Below are 14,939 nucleotides of genomic sequence, written 5' to 3'. Positions count from 1 at the left end.
TGATGGCCCGTGAAGTCAGTTAAAGCTGACCTCACTCGCCAGGAAGCTTGTTATGCGTCGCCTGTTATTCGCTTGCCTGCTCATGAGCTGTGCCCACGCCTTTGCCTTTGACCGCCTGCAAGTCGAGGGCTACACCTTGCCCAACGGCCTGCAATTGCTGCTCAAACCGGGCACTGAGCGCGGGCACGTGGCGATTCGCCTGGTGGTGGGCGTAGGGCTGGATGACTTCAGTTGCGAGGACAAAGAGCTGCCGCACTTGCTGGAACACTTGCTGTTCAGCGGCATCGACGGCGGCGGCGAAGGCGAACTGGAAGACCGCATGCAAGCCTTGGGCGGGGAGTGGAACGCGTACACCAGCAATGCCGACACCACCTTTGTGATCGAAGCGCCCGCGCAAAACCAGCGCAAGGTGCTCGACCTGCTGCTGGCGATCATCACCCGTACCGAACTGACCGACGCCAACATCAACGCCGCCAAACAAGTGGTCGAGCGCGAAGACGGCGGCCACTATTCACACCTGCAACGCCTACTGGACCGCCAGGACCTGGGCCACACTGCCAGCAATCAACTGGCCGTCGAGCTTGGCCTCAAGTGTGCTGAACGTGCGGAGGTCGATCACCTGACCCGCGACCAATTGGAGAAGCTGCGCAAAAACTGGTACGCGCCTAACAACATGACGCTGATCATCGTCGGCGACCTCGACAAACTGCTGCCGGCTTATCTGGAACGCACCTATGGCCAACTCGACCCGGTCGAGCCGACTGAACACCCCGCGCGGCCTGACATCCAGCACGCCGCCGCCAGTCATCGTGAACTGATTCACGGCTGGGTAGGCGACAGCGCCAAGCTGCACTGGCTGTTTCCCGAGCCGGTGCTGGACGACCAGCATGACGAAACCTACGACTTGCTCAAAGACTACCTCGACTGGGCGCTGTACCGCCAACTACGCCTCAAGCACGGCTTGTCCTACGGCCCCTGGAGCGAACGCGAAGTACTCGGCGGCGTCGGCTTCCTCAGCCTGAACGCCGACCTTGAGCGGGAAAACCTCCCCGTAGCCGAACAGGTACTCCAGGACCTCAAGGCGCAACTGCTCAAGGATGGCCTCGACCCTGCGGTATTCGCGCGCCTGCAACAGGCTGCCATCGCGCGCCAGGCCTGGGCCGTTCAAGGTAACAGCGCGTTGGCCGACTACTATTGGAGTGCATCCGGCGATTACAACAAAGGCCGCTTCAGCGACCCGGCCAAGCGCATCAAGGCGGTGAGCCTGGACCAGACCAACCAAGCCATGCGCCAAGTGTTCAAGCAGCCCGGCTACTGGCGCATCGAGAAACCGCTGCTGAGCTATGACGCCCTCAGTTGGATCGGCGCCGGCGTACTCGGGCTGATCGCCATTATGCTGATCGGCGTGCGGGTTTATCGCAAACGGATCGCGTAATGAGGCACCGGACGACGGGCTAAGACGCTATTCTGTCTCGGATTTTTTCCTACAAAGACTGCGAACCGCCGAATGCCAAACCTGACCCGCATAATCACCCGCATCCTCGAGCTGATGAAGCGCTACCCAGGGGTGATTGCACTCGGCGGTTTTATCTCGGGTGTGTGCAGTTTCATCCTGGTGGATCGCCAGCAAGGCATGGCGAGCTGGATCGCCGTGATCATGCTGGTGAGCTGGCTATGGCTGATGCTGGAAAACAGCTTTACCCAGCTGTTCACCAAAGTCTTCAAGCGCGAAATTCCCGAACCCCTGTTGCGCTACGCGACCCAGATGATCCACCAGGAAAGTCTGTTTTTTGTGCTGCCGTTCTTTTTTGTCACCACCGCCTGGAACAGCGGCCAATCGATTTTCACCGGGCTGCTTGGGGCGGCGGCGCTGGTGTCGATCATCGACCCGCTGTACTACAAGTGGCTGGCGCCCAAGCGCTCGCTGTTTCTGGCGCTGCATACCCTGACCCTGTTCGCCGCATTGCTCACCGCACTGCCGATCATCATGCACCTGACCACGGCCCAGAGTTACAAGCTCGCCCTCGGCGTAGCCATGGTCTTGTCGATTCCGAGCCTGGCGGTGAGCCTGCCGCTGCGCAGCCTCAAAGGCTGGGCGATGCTGCTCGGGGTCACTGCCGCCATAGGCTGTGCCGGTTGGTTTCTACGCAGCTGGGTACCGCCAGCCACGTTGTGGATGACTGAAGTCGCCATCAGTACCCAACTGCAAGACCGCACCCCCGGCGATGACCTCAAGGAAGTCAACGCCGCGCAGCTGCGAAGCAGCGGGCTGTACGCCTACACCGCGATCAACGCCCCGCGCGGGCTGGATGAACGGATCTACCACGTGTGGAAATTCAACGGCAAAGAGGTCGACCGCATCGCCCTGGATATCCACGGCGGGCGCAAAGAGGGCTATCGCGCCTGGACCCACAAGCAGAATTTCCCAGGCGACTCGGTAGGCCGCTGGCAAGTGCAGGTTTTGACAGAAGACGGGCAGGTGATCGGCGTACTGCGGTTCAAAGTCACCGACACAGCACAAACGGACAATCCAAAGTAGGACGTATCGTGCTATTACGTAGGAATTGTGGATAGCCAAACAAGCTCGGAGCTTATGACCACCCGTACGACCGCCGGCGCAGCTCACCTCGATACGTCCACCACCCCGCCACAGCTGAGGATTACGGGGGACTGGACGCTTGCCCACTATGCCGGCCTGAAGAAGCTGTCGGACAAACTTGACGGCCAATACGACGCCGGCGCGCGCATCGACCTCAACGGCCTCGGCGCGCTGGATACTGCCGGCGCCTCGCTGCTGGTGGAGTTGCTGGGGCCGACCCGTATCGAGCAATCCGCCGAACAGACCGATTGCAGCCTGTCAGCCGCCGACCGCGCGCTGCTGAAGACCGTCTACCGCTCCCTGAATGATTTTTGCGTGCCGGAGAAAGCACCGGAAGAAGCCACCGGCATTCAGGTGCTGGCGCGCATCGGCAGGGCGGTGGACACCGTCTGGCAGGACAGCAAAAAACTGCTGGGCTTTATCGGCCTGATTCTCGAAACCTTTGCTCGCGGTATTTTCCGCCCCAAGCGCTGGCGCATCACGCCGATGGTCGCGCACATCGAACAAACCGGCCTCGACGCTGCGCCTATTGTGGCCCTGCTGACCTTTCTGGTCGGCGCCGTCGTAGCGTTCCTGGGCGCCACGGTGCTCAAGAGCTTTGGCGCGACGATTTTTACCGTGGACCTGGTGGCCTTCTCTTTCCTACGCGAGTTCGGCGTGTTGCTTACCGCCATCTTGATCGCCGGCCGCACCGCCAGTGCCTTTACCGCGCAGATCGGCTCAATGAAGGCCAATGAAGAAATCGACGCCATCCGCACGCTGGGCCTCGACCCGATGGAACTGTTGGTATTGCCGCGCGTGCTGGCGTTGCTGGTGTCATTGCCAATGCTGACCTTTCTGGCAATGCTCTCCGGGATTGTCGGCGGCGGCGTGGTCTGCGCCGTGGCGTTGGATATTTCCCCGGCAATGTTTCTCTCGTTGCTGCAATCGGACATTGGTGTGCAGCATTTCCTGGTGGGCATGGTGAAAGCGCCGATCTTCGCCTTTTTGATTGCTGCCATTGGTTGCCTGGAAGGCTTCAAGGTCAGTGGCAGTGCCGAGTCGGTCGGCGCTCACACCACCTCCAGCGTGGTGCAGTCGATTTTCGTGGTGATCGTGCTGGATGCGGTGGCTGCGCTGTTCTTCATGGAGATGGGCTGGTGAGTCGTCTACACCGAGCGCCCAGTGAGGCGGTGATTGAAGTGCTCGGGCTGTGCAATCGCTTTGGCAGGCAGAGCGTGCACGAGAACCTCGACCTGGATTTGTACAAAGGCGAGATCCTCGCGGTCGTCGGCGGGTCCGGCAGCGGTAAGTCGGTGCTGTTGCGCAGCATTGTTGGCCTGCGCCGGCCCAGCGAAGGTGAAGTGCGGGTGTTCGGTAAAAACCTGCCCAATCTTTCGGAACACGAACGCTCGCTGGTGGAACGACGCTTCGGCGTGCTGTTCCAGAAGGGCGCACTGTTTTCCTCGCTGACCGTCACCGAAAACGTCGCGCTGCCACTGATTGAACACGCCGGCCTCAGCCGCCGCGACGCCGAGCACTTGGCTGCGGTCAAGCTGGCCCTGGCCGGGCTGCCGCTGTCGGCGGCCGACAAATACCCGGCTTCGTTGTCGGGCGGCATGATCAAGCGCGCGGCCCTGGCCCGTGCGCTGGCGCTGGACCCGGACATCCTGTTTCTCGACGAACCCACCGCCGGCCTCGACCCGATTGGTGCGGCGCAGTTCGACCAACTGATCCTGACCCTGCGCGATGCGCTGGGCCTGAGTGTGTTCCTGGTCACTCACGACCTGGATACGCTGTACACCATCACCGACCGCGTGGCGGTGCTGGCACAGAAAAAAGTGCTGGTCGCCGGTGCCATCGACGTCGTCTCGGAAACGGACGACGCGTGGATTCACGAATATTTCCACGGCCCCCGGGGCCGCGCGGCATTGGATGCCGCTCAATCGCTTAACGAGGTATGACATGGAAACCCGAGCCCATCATGTGATGATCGGTCTGTTCAGCGTGATCGTGGTGGTCGGCGCGATGCTGTTCGGCCTGTGGCTGGCCAAGTCCAGCATCGACAGCGCTTTCCAGGATTACGAAGTGGTCTTCAACGAAGCCGTCAGCGGGCTTTCCCAGGGCAGTTCGGTGCAGTACAGCGGCATCAAAGTGGGTGACGTTATCAGCCTGCGCCTGGACCCCAAGGACCCGCGCCGCGTCCTCGCACGCATCCGCCTGGCCGGCCAGACGCCGATCAAGGAAGACACCCAGGCCAAACTGGCACTGACCGGTATCACGGGCACCTCGATCATCCAGCTCAGCGGCGGCACGCCCCAAAGCCCCGAACTCAAAGGCAAAGACGGCAACCTGCCGGAAATCATCGCTTCGCCTTCGCCCATCGCGCGCCTGCTCAATAACAGTAACGACTTGATGACCAGCATCAACCTGCTGCTGCACAACGCCAACGACATGTTCTCCGCGCAGAATGTCGAGCGCCTGAGCAACACATTGGACCACTTGGAAAAAACCACGGGGTCCATCGCCGACCAGCGTGGCGACATCAAGGTGGTGATGCAGCAACTGATGCAAGTGAGTAAGCAGGCCACTGCCGCCTTGGAGCAAACCACGGTGCTGATGCGCAATGCCAACGGTTTGCTCAACGATCAACGCAAACAAGCCTTTGGCAGCGCAGAAAAAGCCATGAAGTCTCTTGAACAGAGCACCGCCACCATCAACACCTTGCTGACAGACAACAAGAGTTCGGTAAACAGCGGCATGCAAGGCCTCAATGAACTGGCACCGGCCGTGCGCGAACTGCGCGAAACCCTCGGCTCGCTGCGCGCTATCTCTCGCCGCCTGGAAGCCAACCCCAGCGGTTACCTGCTGGGCAGCGACCAGAACAAGGAGTTCACGCCATGAAGCGTGCTTACCAAATGATCGCCCCTGTGGCCCTGGCGCTCGTCAGCGCGTGCTCGATCCTGCCCAAGGCCGACCCTTCGGATGTGTATCGCCTGGCCTCGGCCCAGACCACCACACAGGGCACCCCGGTCGCCTGGTCGCTGCGCGTGACCAAGCCGCAGACCAGCGAATTTCTAGACAGCCCGCGCATTGCCGTGGTGCCCAATGGCGACCTGATCAGCAGTTATGCGAACTCGCGCTGGAGCGATCCGACCCCGGTGCTGTTGCGTAATCGCCTGCTGGACGGGTTTCAGCGCGATGGGCGGGTAACGTTATTGAGCACCGACGAGACCAATCTGCAGGCCGACTATGAGCTGGGCGGGCAATTGCAGGCATTCCAGAGTGAGTACCGAGGCAGTGCGGTGGAGGTGGTGATTCGCCTGGATGCGCGGCTGGTGCGGGGGAGTGATCAGCGGATTATTGCCAGCCGGCGATTTGAGGTGAGACAGCCGGTGAATGACACCAAGGTGCCGGCCGTGGTGGCTGGGTTTGGACTGGCGGGGGATCAGTTGAATAAGCAGGTGGTGGATTGGGTGGTTGCGCAGGGCAATAGTGCACCGAAACGCTGAGGGCCTCTTCGCAGGCAAGCCAGCTCCCACATTTTGATGTGTGAATACAGTCAAATGTGGGAGCTGGCTTGCCTGCGAAAGGGGTTTAAGCCTCAGCCAAAGAACCAGTAGCACACCGCAATCGCCGCCACGACGCCGGCAAACTCCGCCAGCAACGCACATCCCACCGCATGCCGCGCCCGCTGGATCCCCACCGAACCAAAATAAACCGCCAACACGTAAAAGGTGGTCTCGGTACTGCCCTGGATCGTCGCCGCCACCAGCGCCGGGAAGCTGTCCACACCTTGGGTTTGCATGGTCTCGATCAGCATCGCCCGCGCGGCACTGCCGGAGAACGGCTTGACCATGGCAGTGGGCAAGGCATCCACAAACCGCGTGTCCATGCCGGTCCAGGCCACGACGTGGCGAATACCTTCCAGACCAAAGTCCAGCGCGCCGGATGCTCGCAGCACGCCGACGGCACACAGCATCGCCACCAGGTACGGCAGCAAATTCTTGGCCACATCGAAGCCTTCTTTGGCGCCTTCGACGAACGCCTCGTACACCTTCACCTTACGCAGCGCGCCAATCACCAGGAACAGCATGATCAGGCCGAACAGCGTGAGGTTGCCGAGGATCGACGACAAGCCCGCCAGTGCGGTGGCGGACAGCGTCGCCAGCAACGCCATGAAGCCGCCCAGCACCAACGCACCCGGAATCAGATAGGCCAGCACCACCGGATCCCACAGCCGCAGGCGCTGCATGATCGCCACCGACAACAGACCCACCAAGGTAGACGCACTGGTCGCCAGCAGGATCGGCAAAAACACCAGCGTCGGGTCCGCAGCACCTTGCTGCGCGCGGTACATGAAGATGGTCACCGGCAACAGCGTCAACGAAGACGCGTTGAGCACCAGGAACAGGATCTGCGCGTTACTCGCCGTGTTGGGGATGGGGTTGAGTTCCTGCAATGCCTTCATCGCTTTCAAGCCGATGGGCGTTGCCGCGTTATCCAGGCCCAGGCCGTTGGCTGCAAAATTGAGGGTGATCAAGCCAATGGCAGGGTGGCCGGCGGGCACTTCAGGCATCAGGCGGCGAAACAATGGGCCCAGCGCCTTGGCCAGCCAATCGACGATCCCGGCTTTTTCGGCGATGCGCAAAAAACCCAGCCACAGCGTCAGGGTGCCGAACAGCAGCACCATCACTTCCACCGACAGTTTGGCCATGGCGAAAATGCTTTCGACCATTGCCGCAAAAATCCCGGCATTACCGCCAATCAGCCATTGCGCCAGTGCTGACACCATTGCCACGACAAAGAAGCCAAGCCACAGGCCATTGAGCATCAGTTGAATCCCCCAAAGAATGGGGCGAATGATAACGGGGCTGGCAGAAACGACAAACCCCGGAATTTTCCGGGGTTTGTTTCAGAGCCGTCGTGCTATCAGCCGCGCGTAGCTTGGCCGACTGGCCGCGCTTGCGTGCTGCGCCAGTGCGGCAGGGAGTTCCAGTAACGCTCGCCCTTGGCATCGTCGTACATGCCTTCCCAGCGGGAGATGACCAGTACGGCCAGGGCGTTGCCGATCACGTTGAGCGCAGTACGCGCCATGTCCATGATGCGGTCGACACCGGCGATGAACGCCAGGCCTTCCAGCGGAATACCCACGCTGCCCAGGGTAGCCAGCAGTACCACGAAGGACACGCCCGGTACGCCGGCGATACCTTTGGAGGTGACCATCAGGGTCAGCACCAGCATCAACTGCTGGCCAATCGACAGGTCGATGCCGTACAGCTGGGCAATGAAGATCGCCGCGATGCTCTGGTACAGGGTCGAACCGTCGAGGTTGAACGAGTAACCCGTCGGTACCACAAAGCTGCAGATGGCCTTCGGCGCGCCGTAGGCTTCCATCTTCTCGATCACGCGCGGCAGCACGGTTTCGGAGCTGGCGGTGGAGTAGGCCAGCACCAGCTCATCCTTGAAGATGCGCATCAGCTTGATCACCGAGAAGCCGAACAGGCGGGCGATCAGGCCGAGAATCACGAAAGCGAAGAACAGGATGGCGACGTAAACCAGGATCACCAGCTTGGCCAGCGGCAGCAAGGAGGCGAAGCCGAAGTTGGCGACGGTGACGGCGATCAGTGCGAATACGCCGATCGGGGCGTACTTCATGATCATGTGGGTGACTTTGAACATGCTCTCGGACACGCCCTGGAACATGGTCACCAGCGGCTCACGCAGCTCAGGCTTGAGGCTCGACAATCCCAGGCCGAACAGCACGGAGAAGAAGATGATCGGCAGCATTTCGCCGCGGGCCACGGCGGCGAAGATGTTCGATGGGATCAGGTTGAGGATGGTCTCGATGAACGCATGCTCATGCTGCACTTCGGCGGCAGTCGCCTGGTATTTGGAGATATCGACGGTACCCAGGGTACTCATGTCGATGCCAGCACCCGGGTGGAACAGGTTGGCCAGCAGCAGGCCGACCACGATGGCGATGGTGGTGACGATTTCGAAGTAAAGGATGGTTTTGACGCCGATACGCCCGAGTTTTTTCGCGTCACCGACACCGGCAATGCCGACGATCAGCGAGGAGATCACAATCGGGATCACGATCATCTTGATCAGGCGGATAAAGATATCGCCCGCTGGCTGCAACACATTGCTGATCCACCAGGCCTTTTCAGCGCTGAAATGGTTGAGCACAGCACCGATTGCGATCCCCAGCACCAAACCGATGAGGATCTGCCAGGCGAGGCTTAGCTTTGCCTTCTTCATGTCATTACCCTTACTTCAAGTGAACTTAAGGCAAACGCGCCAGCTGCAACGCCCGAGGGCGAAAAAGTGTGTGCATCTGCCTCCATGGAAGGTCACCGCAGCGTGGCCGAAATGGCTTACTGGCAGGCGAAAAAAGGCGCAACTATTCCCATGCAAGGGAGCGACGTCTAATGCCGTAAACGCCTACCCTATGCCGAATCGGCATGGTCTTTTTTCATAATAACTGTCCAAACGGTCAGTTCAAATGTGACATTTTGTCCGACAAACATGCCGTGAACCTGCCAAACCCGGCTCGCGCAGAGATTCAGCGCGTGTCGCGAGCATTGCTAGAAATGCTTGGGAACTCCGCTGTTTAGTGTCAGAAATGCCCTATAGGCCCAGACCAATTTTATCGATAGATGGTCGAGCCGACACACTAAGAAATGGTTGGGAACAAGCAGAACGGAAATTTGCGACTAAGGGAGGTATAGGCAGGTATATGAAGAGGGACAACGAGGCAGAGGGTTGACGTCATAAGCGCGCCGCAAGTTCAGCAAGCCATAAGCTTGTGAACCTGCGTCGCAGCCTTTCGCCTGACCCGGCCCTTTCGCAGGTACTCCCTGTACCCGTAGGTCACGCCGATCGCGATTGATCAGCACAACCCGGCCCCTTGGTCATGCACAGCACTTGGCGTGCTGTGCAGATAGAAAGAAGCGAGGGGGCTTCTTTCCATGGACGCTAGTTCCGCAGACGACAATCGCGTCAAACGGAACCTAGTACCAATTCGGATCTTTCTTGAGTTGCTCCATCAGGAGCTTCTGCATGCCCTCGTCCGGCTTGCCGATAAAACGGTAGTCGGCGTGCCGCGTGGGTGACTTGTCCGCCGGCAGGCCGGCCGGGACTTCCACCAACATGGCGTAGGCATCTTCCTTGTCGAGGCTGAAGGCAACGATCAAGCGCTTGTTCAGGCACGTGTCAGCGGTTTCGCAGAGCGGCCCAACCAAATACTTATCACCGTCTTCTTCCACGGCATTCATTTGCTCGGCCGTGCCCGACAGGTTCAATACCCATTCCGGCAGACGCTCTTCTTTCTTCACCACGCCTTGCCAGGTTTCACGGTATTGCGGGTCCGCGCTGAGCAATTCGTTGGCTCGGGATTGGCCGTCATTGGCGGCCATCACCAAGCCGCTACCGCCCAGAAGCAGGGCGGCAGTAATGGCTTTGAAGGACAGAGTGGTCATTTTCAGCCTCGGCCGCGACGACCAAAGAAGAAAGAAGCGATGAACATCACCAGGAAGACCACAAACAGGATTTTTGCGATACCCGTGGCGGTGCCCGCGATACCACCGAAGCCCAAGACTGCAGCCACAATGGCGATGATCAGAAATGTGATTGCCCAACTCAACATGGTGATTCTCCTTATCGTTCTTTAAGAGGTAACAGCTGTGGTGCCGTACAGCCACTCAACACAAGTGGCCTTTTTGTTGCCTAGAACACCCAACGCTCTTGGGATGGCAGTTCACTCAGGGAAGACGCCTGGTCAACCATCCGCAATTGCGGGGCTGTTGCGCTGGGAGCAACGCTGCCAACGGAACGGAAATGGGTCTGGGTCATGGCCGGACGCTCAAACTGAGGAACCTGCTGCTGACTCTGCTGCCAATGTTGCAACTGCTGACCACCAATCAACGTGACCATCAGCGCCAAGCTGGCAAACAGCCCTTGCTGCAAGCGCAGTGGCGATACACGCAATTGGCTAAGGCTTTGGCGAGTCATGCTGCTGGTCTCCCACATTTTGATTATTTGTTGAGAGGGATATTGCAGAGCGCATGCCAGTTTTTTTACAAAATAAAACCTAATTAAATCAACAACTTATCTATTCATGAATAACCATGAGCCCAGCATCCTGCACGATCCCCCACTTGGCGCCGTGCGAAATGCACGACGGCCAGCGGTCGGATCAAGGGATAGAAAGCGGAAGGTGTGTTGCCGAACTGGCAAGACGGCATGAAAACGCCATCAGACGGGGCTTTGTAGACAGGACTGCAGATACCTGCACGACGTCGTCATTTATCGATCAGAATAAACCATGCAACTTGCCCGATTATTCCGGGACTAAACACCATCATTCATACTTTTAGGGAGCGCGGGACAGATGGAATCAGCCAAGGAACTTCAAGGCCGCATTCTTTTAGTGGATGACGAATCCGCGATCCTCCGCACCTTCCGTTATTGCCTGGAAGATGAAGGCTACACAGTGGCTACCGCGAACAGCGCTGCCCAGGCCGATACCTTGATGCAGCGCCAGGTGTTCGACCTGTGCTTCCTGGACTTGCGCTTGGGCGAAGACAACGGTCTGGATGTGCTGGCGCAGATGCGCATCCAGGCGCCCTGGATGCGCGTGGTGATTGTGACCGCCCATTCGGCGGTCGACACCGCTGTTGACGCGATCCAGGCTGGCGCCGCCGACTACTTGGTGAAGCCTTGCAGCCCCGACCAACTGCGCCTCGCCACCGCCAAGCAACTGGAAGTGCGTCAACTCTCTGCGCGCCTCGAGGCCCTCGAGGGCGAAGTGCGCCAACCGAAAGATGGCCTCGACTCCCACAGCCCGTCGATGATGGTGGTGCTGGAAACCGCACGCCAGGTGGCCGGGACAGACGCCAACATTTTGATCCTGGGTGAATCCGGTACCGGTAAAGGTGAGCTGGCACGAGCCATTCACGGCTGGAGCAAGCGCTCAAAGAAATCCTGTGTGACTATTAACTGCCCATCGCTGACCGCAGAGCTGATGGAAAGTGAGTTGTTCGGCCATAGCCGTGGGGCCTTTACCGGTGCCAGTGAAAGCACCTTGGGCCGCGTCAACCAAGCAGATGGGGGCACGCTGTTTCTCGACGAGATCGGCGACTTTCCACTCACCTTGCAACCTAAATTGCTGCGATTCATCCAGGACAAGGAATACGAGCGTGTGGGCGATCCGGTCACCCGTCGTGCCGACGTACGTATCCTCGCGGCCACCAACCTGAATCTGGAAGACATGGTGCGCGACGGCCGTTTCCGCGAGGACTTGCTGTATCGCCTCAACGTGATCACCTTGCACCTGCCGCCGCTGCGAGAGCGAAGTGAAGACATCCTGACCCTGGCCGACCGTTTCCTGGCGCGCTTCGTCAAGGAATACGCCCGACCTGCACGCGGCTTCAGCGATGAAGCACGCGAAGCGTTGCTCAACTATCGCTGGCCGGGGAATATCCGTGAGCTGCGCAACGTGGTGGAGCGCGCCAGCATCATTTGTCCCCAGGAGAAGGTCGAAATCAGTCACCTTGGGATGTCTGAGCAGCCGACCAACAATGCGCCGCGTATCGGTGCGGCGCTGAGCCTCGACGAGCTGGAGAAGGCACACATCGGCGCTGTTCTCGCTACCAGCGACACACTGGACCAGGCGGCTCGCACCCTGGGTATCGACGCGTCGACCCTGTACCGCAAACGTAAACAGTACAACCTGTGAGCTGTACCCTATGAAGTTAGCGATGAAACTGCGCACTCGGTTATTCCTGAGCATCTCCGCGCTGATCACCGTTGCCCTGCTGGGTTTGATCCTGGGCCTGGTCAGCGTCATGCAAATGGCCAAGACCCAGGAGTCTTCAATTCGCAGCAACTTCGTTACCCTCGACCTGGGGCTCAAGCTGCGTCAGAGCCTGGGCGACCAGTTGATGATGATGCTGGAGGCGCGCCCTGATCTGGGCGCCCTGGAAGCCTCGAAAGGACGCTACTTTGATTTGCTCGATCAGGGGATTGCCCATGAGCGGCAAGCGCACACCGGAAGCGGCTTCAGCGAGGCCAAGACGGACTACTTGAGTTTCCTAAAGGCTTTCGATGAGTCTCAGCAGGCTTCGCCGCCGCCGGGCAGCAAGGAAAAACTCCACGAAACGTTCAACGTGCTGCGTAACGGCCTGATCGCCGAACACAAGCACGCCTTGGAAAACATCAGCTCCACCGAACACAAGTCCCGCGCGCGCGCCTTGCTGATTGCCGGCCTTCTGGGATTGGTGGGGCTCGCGGTGCTGATCATCGGATTCATTACGGCTCATGGCATTGCCCGGCGTTTTGGCGGGCCGATCGAAGCCCTGGCCAAGGCGGCGGACAAGATCGGGCAGGGCGATTTCGAAGTGACGCTGCCCATCTCCTCTGCCGCGGAAATGAACCTGTTGACCCGGCGCTTCGGCATCATGGCCGAAGCGTTGCGCCAGCATCAGGCGACCAACGTCGATGAACTGCTGGCGGGCCAGCAGCGCCTGCAAGCGGTGCTCGACAGCATTGACGATGGCTTGCTGATGATCGACCGCCAAGGCCGCCTGGAGCATCTCAACCCTGTCGCCCAGCGGCAATTAGGTTGGGACGAGGAACGCCTCGGCCAAGGCCTGGGCGAGGCGTTGGTGCGTCCGGAACTGGACGAGCAACTGCAACTGGTACTGCGAGGCGGCAACCTGGAGCGGGCGCCGGATGATCTGGAAGTGGAAGTCGAAGGCGAACTGCGCCTGCTGACCTACAGCTTGACCCCTGTGAGCCATACCGAGGGGCACATCCTCGGCGCGGTGATGGTGCTGCATGACGTCACCGAACAACGGGCATTCGAGCGGGTGCGCAGCGAGTTCGTCCTACGCGCCTCCCATGAACTGCGTACGCCGGTGACGGGCATGCACATGGCATTCGGGCTGTTCCGCGAACGCGCGAAGTTTCCCGCAGAGTCCCGTGAAGCGGACCTGCTGGACACGGTCAATGAAGAGATGCAGCGCCTGATGCAGTTGATCAACGACTTGCTCAATTTCTCGCGCTACCAGAACGGCCTGCAGAAACTCACGCTGGGGCCGTGCGATGTGACTGACCTGCTGGAACACGCCCGGGCGCGCTTCGTCGAGCCGGCCAACGCGCAAAACGTCGAACTGCTGGTAGAAACTCAATCCGACCTGCCCAGATTGTATGCAGACCAGGCACAACTGGAGCGGGTGCTCGACAACCTGCTGGGTAACGCCCTGCGCCATACCGCCACGGGCGGACAGATTCGCCTGCAGGCGCGCCGGCATGGCGAGCGGGTGATTATCAGCGTCGAAGATAACGGCGAAGGCATCGCTTACGGGCAACAGGGGCGGATCTTCGAGCCCTTTGTTCAGGTGGGTCGCAAGAAAGGCGGCGCTGGCCTGGGGCTGGCGCTGTGCAAGGAGATCGTACAATTGCACGGCGGCCGCATGGGCGTGTATTCGCGGCCGGGGCAAGGCACTCAGTTCTATATGGCGTTGCCGCTTTAACGGTGGTTCAACGCTCGCAGGATCGCTGCACTCTCCGCATCCGGCGCGCCATCAAACAGCGATGGCCGGAAATGCATCTGGAACGCTGCGATCACGTGACGCGTGGCTACATCCAGCTCCCCGGTCTGGGGTGTCTGGTAGCCCAGACGCGCCAACTCTTCCTGAAACCAGGTAATGCTCGGCAGCTCGGTGGCGTATTGCACCCGGTAGCGCGCGACAGCCTGGGCATCCGGCCATACGCCCAGCCCTTCAGCAGCCAGGCGCTTCCAAGGAAATAGCGGGCCCGGGTCCAACTTGCGCAGCGGTGCGATATCGCTGTGACCAATAATGTTTTTGGGGTCGATGCCGTTGCGCTTACTGATGTCTTTGAGCAAGACCACCAGGGATTGCACCTGCGCCTCAGAGTAGGGGTACCAGAGTCGGCCAGTCGGCGTGTCCTTGTAGCCAGGGTTCACGATCTCGATACCGATGGAGCTGGAGTTAAGCCAGGTGCGCCCCATCCACTCGCTTTCCCCGGCATGCCAGGCGCGCTGGCTCTCATCCACCAGCTTGTAAATGGTGGCGGAGGCATCGTCGCCGATCAGGTAGTGGCTGCTGACCTGGCCGTGGGTGAGCAATGCCAGGGAGCGTTCAAGGTTGGTGGAAGTGTAATGGACGACCACGAATTGCACGCGGTTATCGTGATTCACCGAGGGGTGGTTGGTGTCCAGGCGAGGGCCGCTGGCGCAGCCCGCAAGCAGAAGGAGCACAAAAGCAAAGTACAAGGATTTCATGGCGGAAGGCATTACACTGAAGACGATAATGCAACAGTGTAACGTACC

At 59.8% G+C, this 14,939-nt stretch carries 14 protein-coding genes; 8 read left to right on the top strand and 6 right to left on the bottom strand.

Going from position 1 to position 14,939, the window contains the following annotated elements:
* Window positions 1-52 precede the first annotated feature (52 nt).
* From BFP95_RS12755 to lptE, 6 genes are all read left to right on the top strand, one after another.
* The gene (locus BFP95_RS12755) at window positions 53-1,435 is read left to right on the top strand and encodes a M16 family metallopeptidase (protein WP_065910210.1); all 1,383 of its coding nucleotides are present in this window, start codon (window positions 53-55) and stop codon (window positions 1,433-1,435) included.
* Window positions 1,436-1,507: 72 nt separating this feature from the next.
* Window positions 1,508-2,539 carry a DUF5924 family protein gene (locus BFP95_RS12750; RefSeq protein WP_065875655.1) on the top strand — a complete coding sequence of 344 codons (1,032 nt, stop codon included), beginning with the start codon at window positions 1,508-1,510 and terminating at the stop codon, window positions 2,537-2,539.
* Window positions 2,540-2,593: 54 nt separating this feature from the next.
* Complete coding sequence (locus BFP95_RS12745) at window positions 2,594-3,742, top strand: ABC transporter permease (protein ID WP_065875654.1); 1,149 nt, start codon at window positions 2,594-2,596, stop codon at window positions 3,740-3,742.
* Window positions 3,739-4,542 carry an ABC transporter ATP-binding protein gene (locus BFP95_RS12740; RefSeq protein WP_065910208.1) on the top strand — a complete coding sequence of 268 codons (804 nt, stop codon included), beginning with the start codon at window positions 3,739-3,741 and terminating at the stop codon, window positions 4,540-4,542. Before BFP95_RS12745 ends, BFP95_RS12740 begins: the two co-directional genes overlap by 4 nt.
* A 1-nt stretch (window position 4,543) precedes the next feature.
* Window positions 4,544-5,482, top strand: coding sequence for an MlaD family protein (locus BFP95_RS12735; RefSeq protein ID WP_065910206.1), 939 nt, complete (start codon window positions 4,544-4,546; stop codon window positions 5,480-5,482).
* Window positions 5,479-6,090, top strand: coding sequence for an ABC-type transport auxiliary lipoprotein family protein (gene lptE, locus BFP95_RS12730; RefSeq protein WP_065910204.1), 612 nt, complete (start codon window positions 5,479-5,481; stop codon window positions 6,088-6,090). The genes BFP95_RS12735 and lptE overlap by 4 nt, the downstream gene beginning before the upstream one ends.
* 92 nt (window positions 6,091-6,182) lie before the next feature.
* On the opposite strand, the gene BFP95_RS12725 is transcribed toward lptE, so the two are convergent.
* From BFP95_RS12725 to BFP95_RS12705, 5 genes are all read right to left on the bottom strand, one after another.
* Window positions 6,183-7,412, bottom strand: a complete 1,230-nt coding sequence (locus BFP95_RS12725) for a nucleoside recognition domain-containing protein (protein ID WP_065880374.1) — start codon at window positions 7,410-7,412, stop codon at window positions 6,183-6,185.
* A 98-nt stretch (window positions 7,413-7,510) separates the two neighbouring features.
* Complete coding sequence (gltP, locus tag BFP95_RS12720; protein WP_065880373.1) at window positions 7,511-8,842, bottom strand: glutamate/aspartate:proton symporter GltP; 1,332 nt, start codon at window positions 8,840-8,842, stop codon at window positions 7,511-7,513.
* Window positions 8,843-9,594: 752 nt separating this feature from the next.
* Window positions 9,595-10,062 (bottom strand): inhibitor of vertebrate lysozyme family protein, encoded by a 468-nt coding sequence (locus tag BFP95_RS12715; RefSeq protein ID WP_065875649.1) that lies wholly within the window; start codon window positions 10,060-10,062, stop codon window positions 9,595-9,597.
* A gap of 2 nt (window positions 10,063-10,064) precedes the next feature.
* Window positions 10,065-10,229 carry a DUF1328 domain-containing protein gene (locus tag BFP95_RS12710; RefSeq protein ID WP_003170804.1) on the bottom strand — a complete coding sequence of 55 codons (165 nt, stop codon included), beginning with the start codon at window positions 10,227-10,229 and terminating at the stop codon, window positions 10,065-10,067.
* Between the two features lie 80 nt (window positions 10,230-10,309).
* Window positions 10,310-10,594: a hypothetical protein gene (locus BFP95_RS12705; RefSeq protein ID WP_065875648.1), complete on the bottom strand. Its 285-nt coding sequence runs from the start codon at window positions 10,592-10,594 to the stop codon at window positions 10,310-10,312.
* Window positions 10,595-10,973: 379 nt separating this feature from the next.
* On the opposite strand from BFP95_RS12705, the gene algB reads away from it, so the two are divergent.
* Window positions 10,974-12,320 (top strand): sigma-54-dependent response regulator transcription factor AlgB, encoded by a 1,347-nt coding sequence (gene algB, locus BFP95_RS12700; protein WP_065875647.1) that lies wholly within the window; start codon window positions 10,974-10,976, stop codon window positions 12,318-12,320.
* Window positions 12,321-12,330: 10 nt separating this feature from the next.
* Window positions 12,331-14,118, top strand: coding sequence for an ATP-binding protein (locus BFP95_RS12695; protein ID WP_065880372.1), 1,788 nt, complete (start codon window positions 12,331-12,333; stop codon window positions 14,116-14,118).
* Here the strand turns inward: BFP95_RS12695 and BFP95_RS12690 are convergent.
* Window positions 14,115-14,891 carry an N-acetylmuramoyl-L-alanine amidase gene (locus tag BFP95_RS12690; RefSeq protein ID WP_065875645.1) on the bottom strand — a complete coding sequence of 259 codons (777 nt, stop codon included), beginning with the start codon at window positions 14,889-14,891 and terminating at the stop codon, window positions 14,115-14,117. The two genes, BFP95_RS12695 and BFP95_RS12690, sit on opposite strands and share 4 nt — an antisense overlap.
* Window positions 14,892-14,939: the final 48 nt, after the last annotated feature.

This window comes from Pseudomonas sp. 58 R 12, assembly GCF_900005865.1.
Taxonomy (GTDB): domain Bacteria; phylum Pseudomonadota; class Gammaproteobacteria; order Pseudomonadales; family Pseudomonadaceae; genus Aquipseudomonas; species Aquipseudomonas tritici.
This window is presented reverse-complemented; position numbering and strand designations above follow the sequence as displayed.

Excerpts from the sequence above, each read along its gene's own strand:
- BFP95_RS12755 (WP_065910210.1), top strand. The coding sequence starts at position 53 with ATGCGTCGCCTGTTATTCGCTTGCCTGCTCATGAGCTGTGCCCACGCC.
- BFP95_RS12750 (WP_065875655.1), top strand. The coding sequence starts at position 1,508 with ATGCCAAACCTGACCCGCATAATCACCCGCATCCTCGAGCTGATGAAG.
- BFP95_RS12745 (WP_065875654.1), top strand. The coding sequence starts at position 2,594 with ATGACCACCCGTACGACCGCCGGCGCAGCTCACCTCGATACGTCCACC.
- BFP95_RS12735 (WP_065910206.1), top strand. The coding sequence starts at position 4,544 with ATGGAAACCCGAGCCCATCATGTGATGATCGGTCTGTTCAGCGTGATC.
- lptE (WP_065910204.1), top strand. The coding sequence starts at position 5,479 with ATGAAGCGTGCTTACCAAATGATCGCCCCTGTGGCCCTGGCGCTCGTC.
- BFP95_RS12725 (WP_065880374.1), bottom strand. The coding sequence starts at position 7,412 with ATGCTCAATGGCCTGTGGCTTGGCTTCTTTGTCGTGGCAATGGTGTCA.
- gltP (WP_065880373.1), bottom strand. The coding sequence starts at position 8,842 with ATGAAGAAGGCAAAGCTAAGCCTCGCCTGGCAGATCCTCATCGGTTTG.
- BFP95_RS12715 (WP_065875649.1), bottom strand. The coding sequence starts at position 10,062 with ATGACCACTCTGTCCTTCAAAGCCATTACTGCCGCCCTGCTTCTGGGC.
- BFP95_RS12710 (WP_003170804.1), bottom strand. The coding sequence starts at position 10,229 with ATGTTGAGTTGGGCAATCACATTTCTGATCATCGCCATTGTGGCTGCA.
- BFP95_RS12705 (WP_065875648.1), bottom strand. The coding sequence starts at position 10,594 with ATGACTCGCCAAAGCCTTAGCCAATTGCGTGTATCGCCACTGCGCTTG.
- algB (WP_065875647.1), top strand. The coding sequence starts at position 10,974 with ATGGAATCAGCCAAGGAACTTCAAGGCCGCATTCTTTTAGTGGATGAC.
- BFP95_RS12695 (WP_065880372.1), top strand. The coding sequence starts at position 12,331 with ATGAAGTTAGCGATGAAACTGCGCACTCGGTTATTCCTGAGCATCTCC.
- BFP95_RS12690 (WP_065875645.1), bottom strand. The coding sequence starts at position 14,891 with ATGAAATCCTTGTACTTTGCTTTTGTGCTCCTTCTGCTTGCGGGCTGC.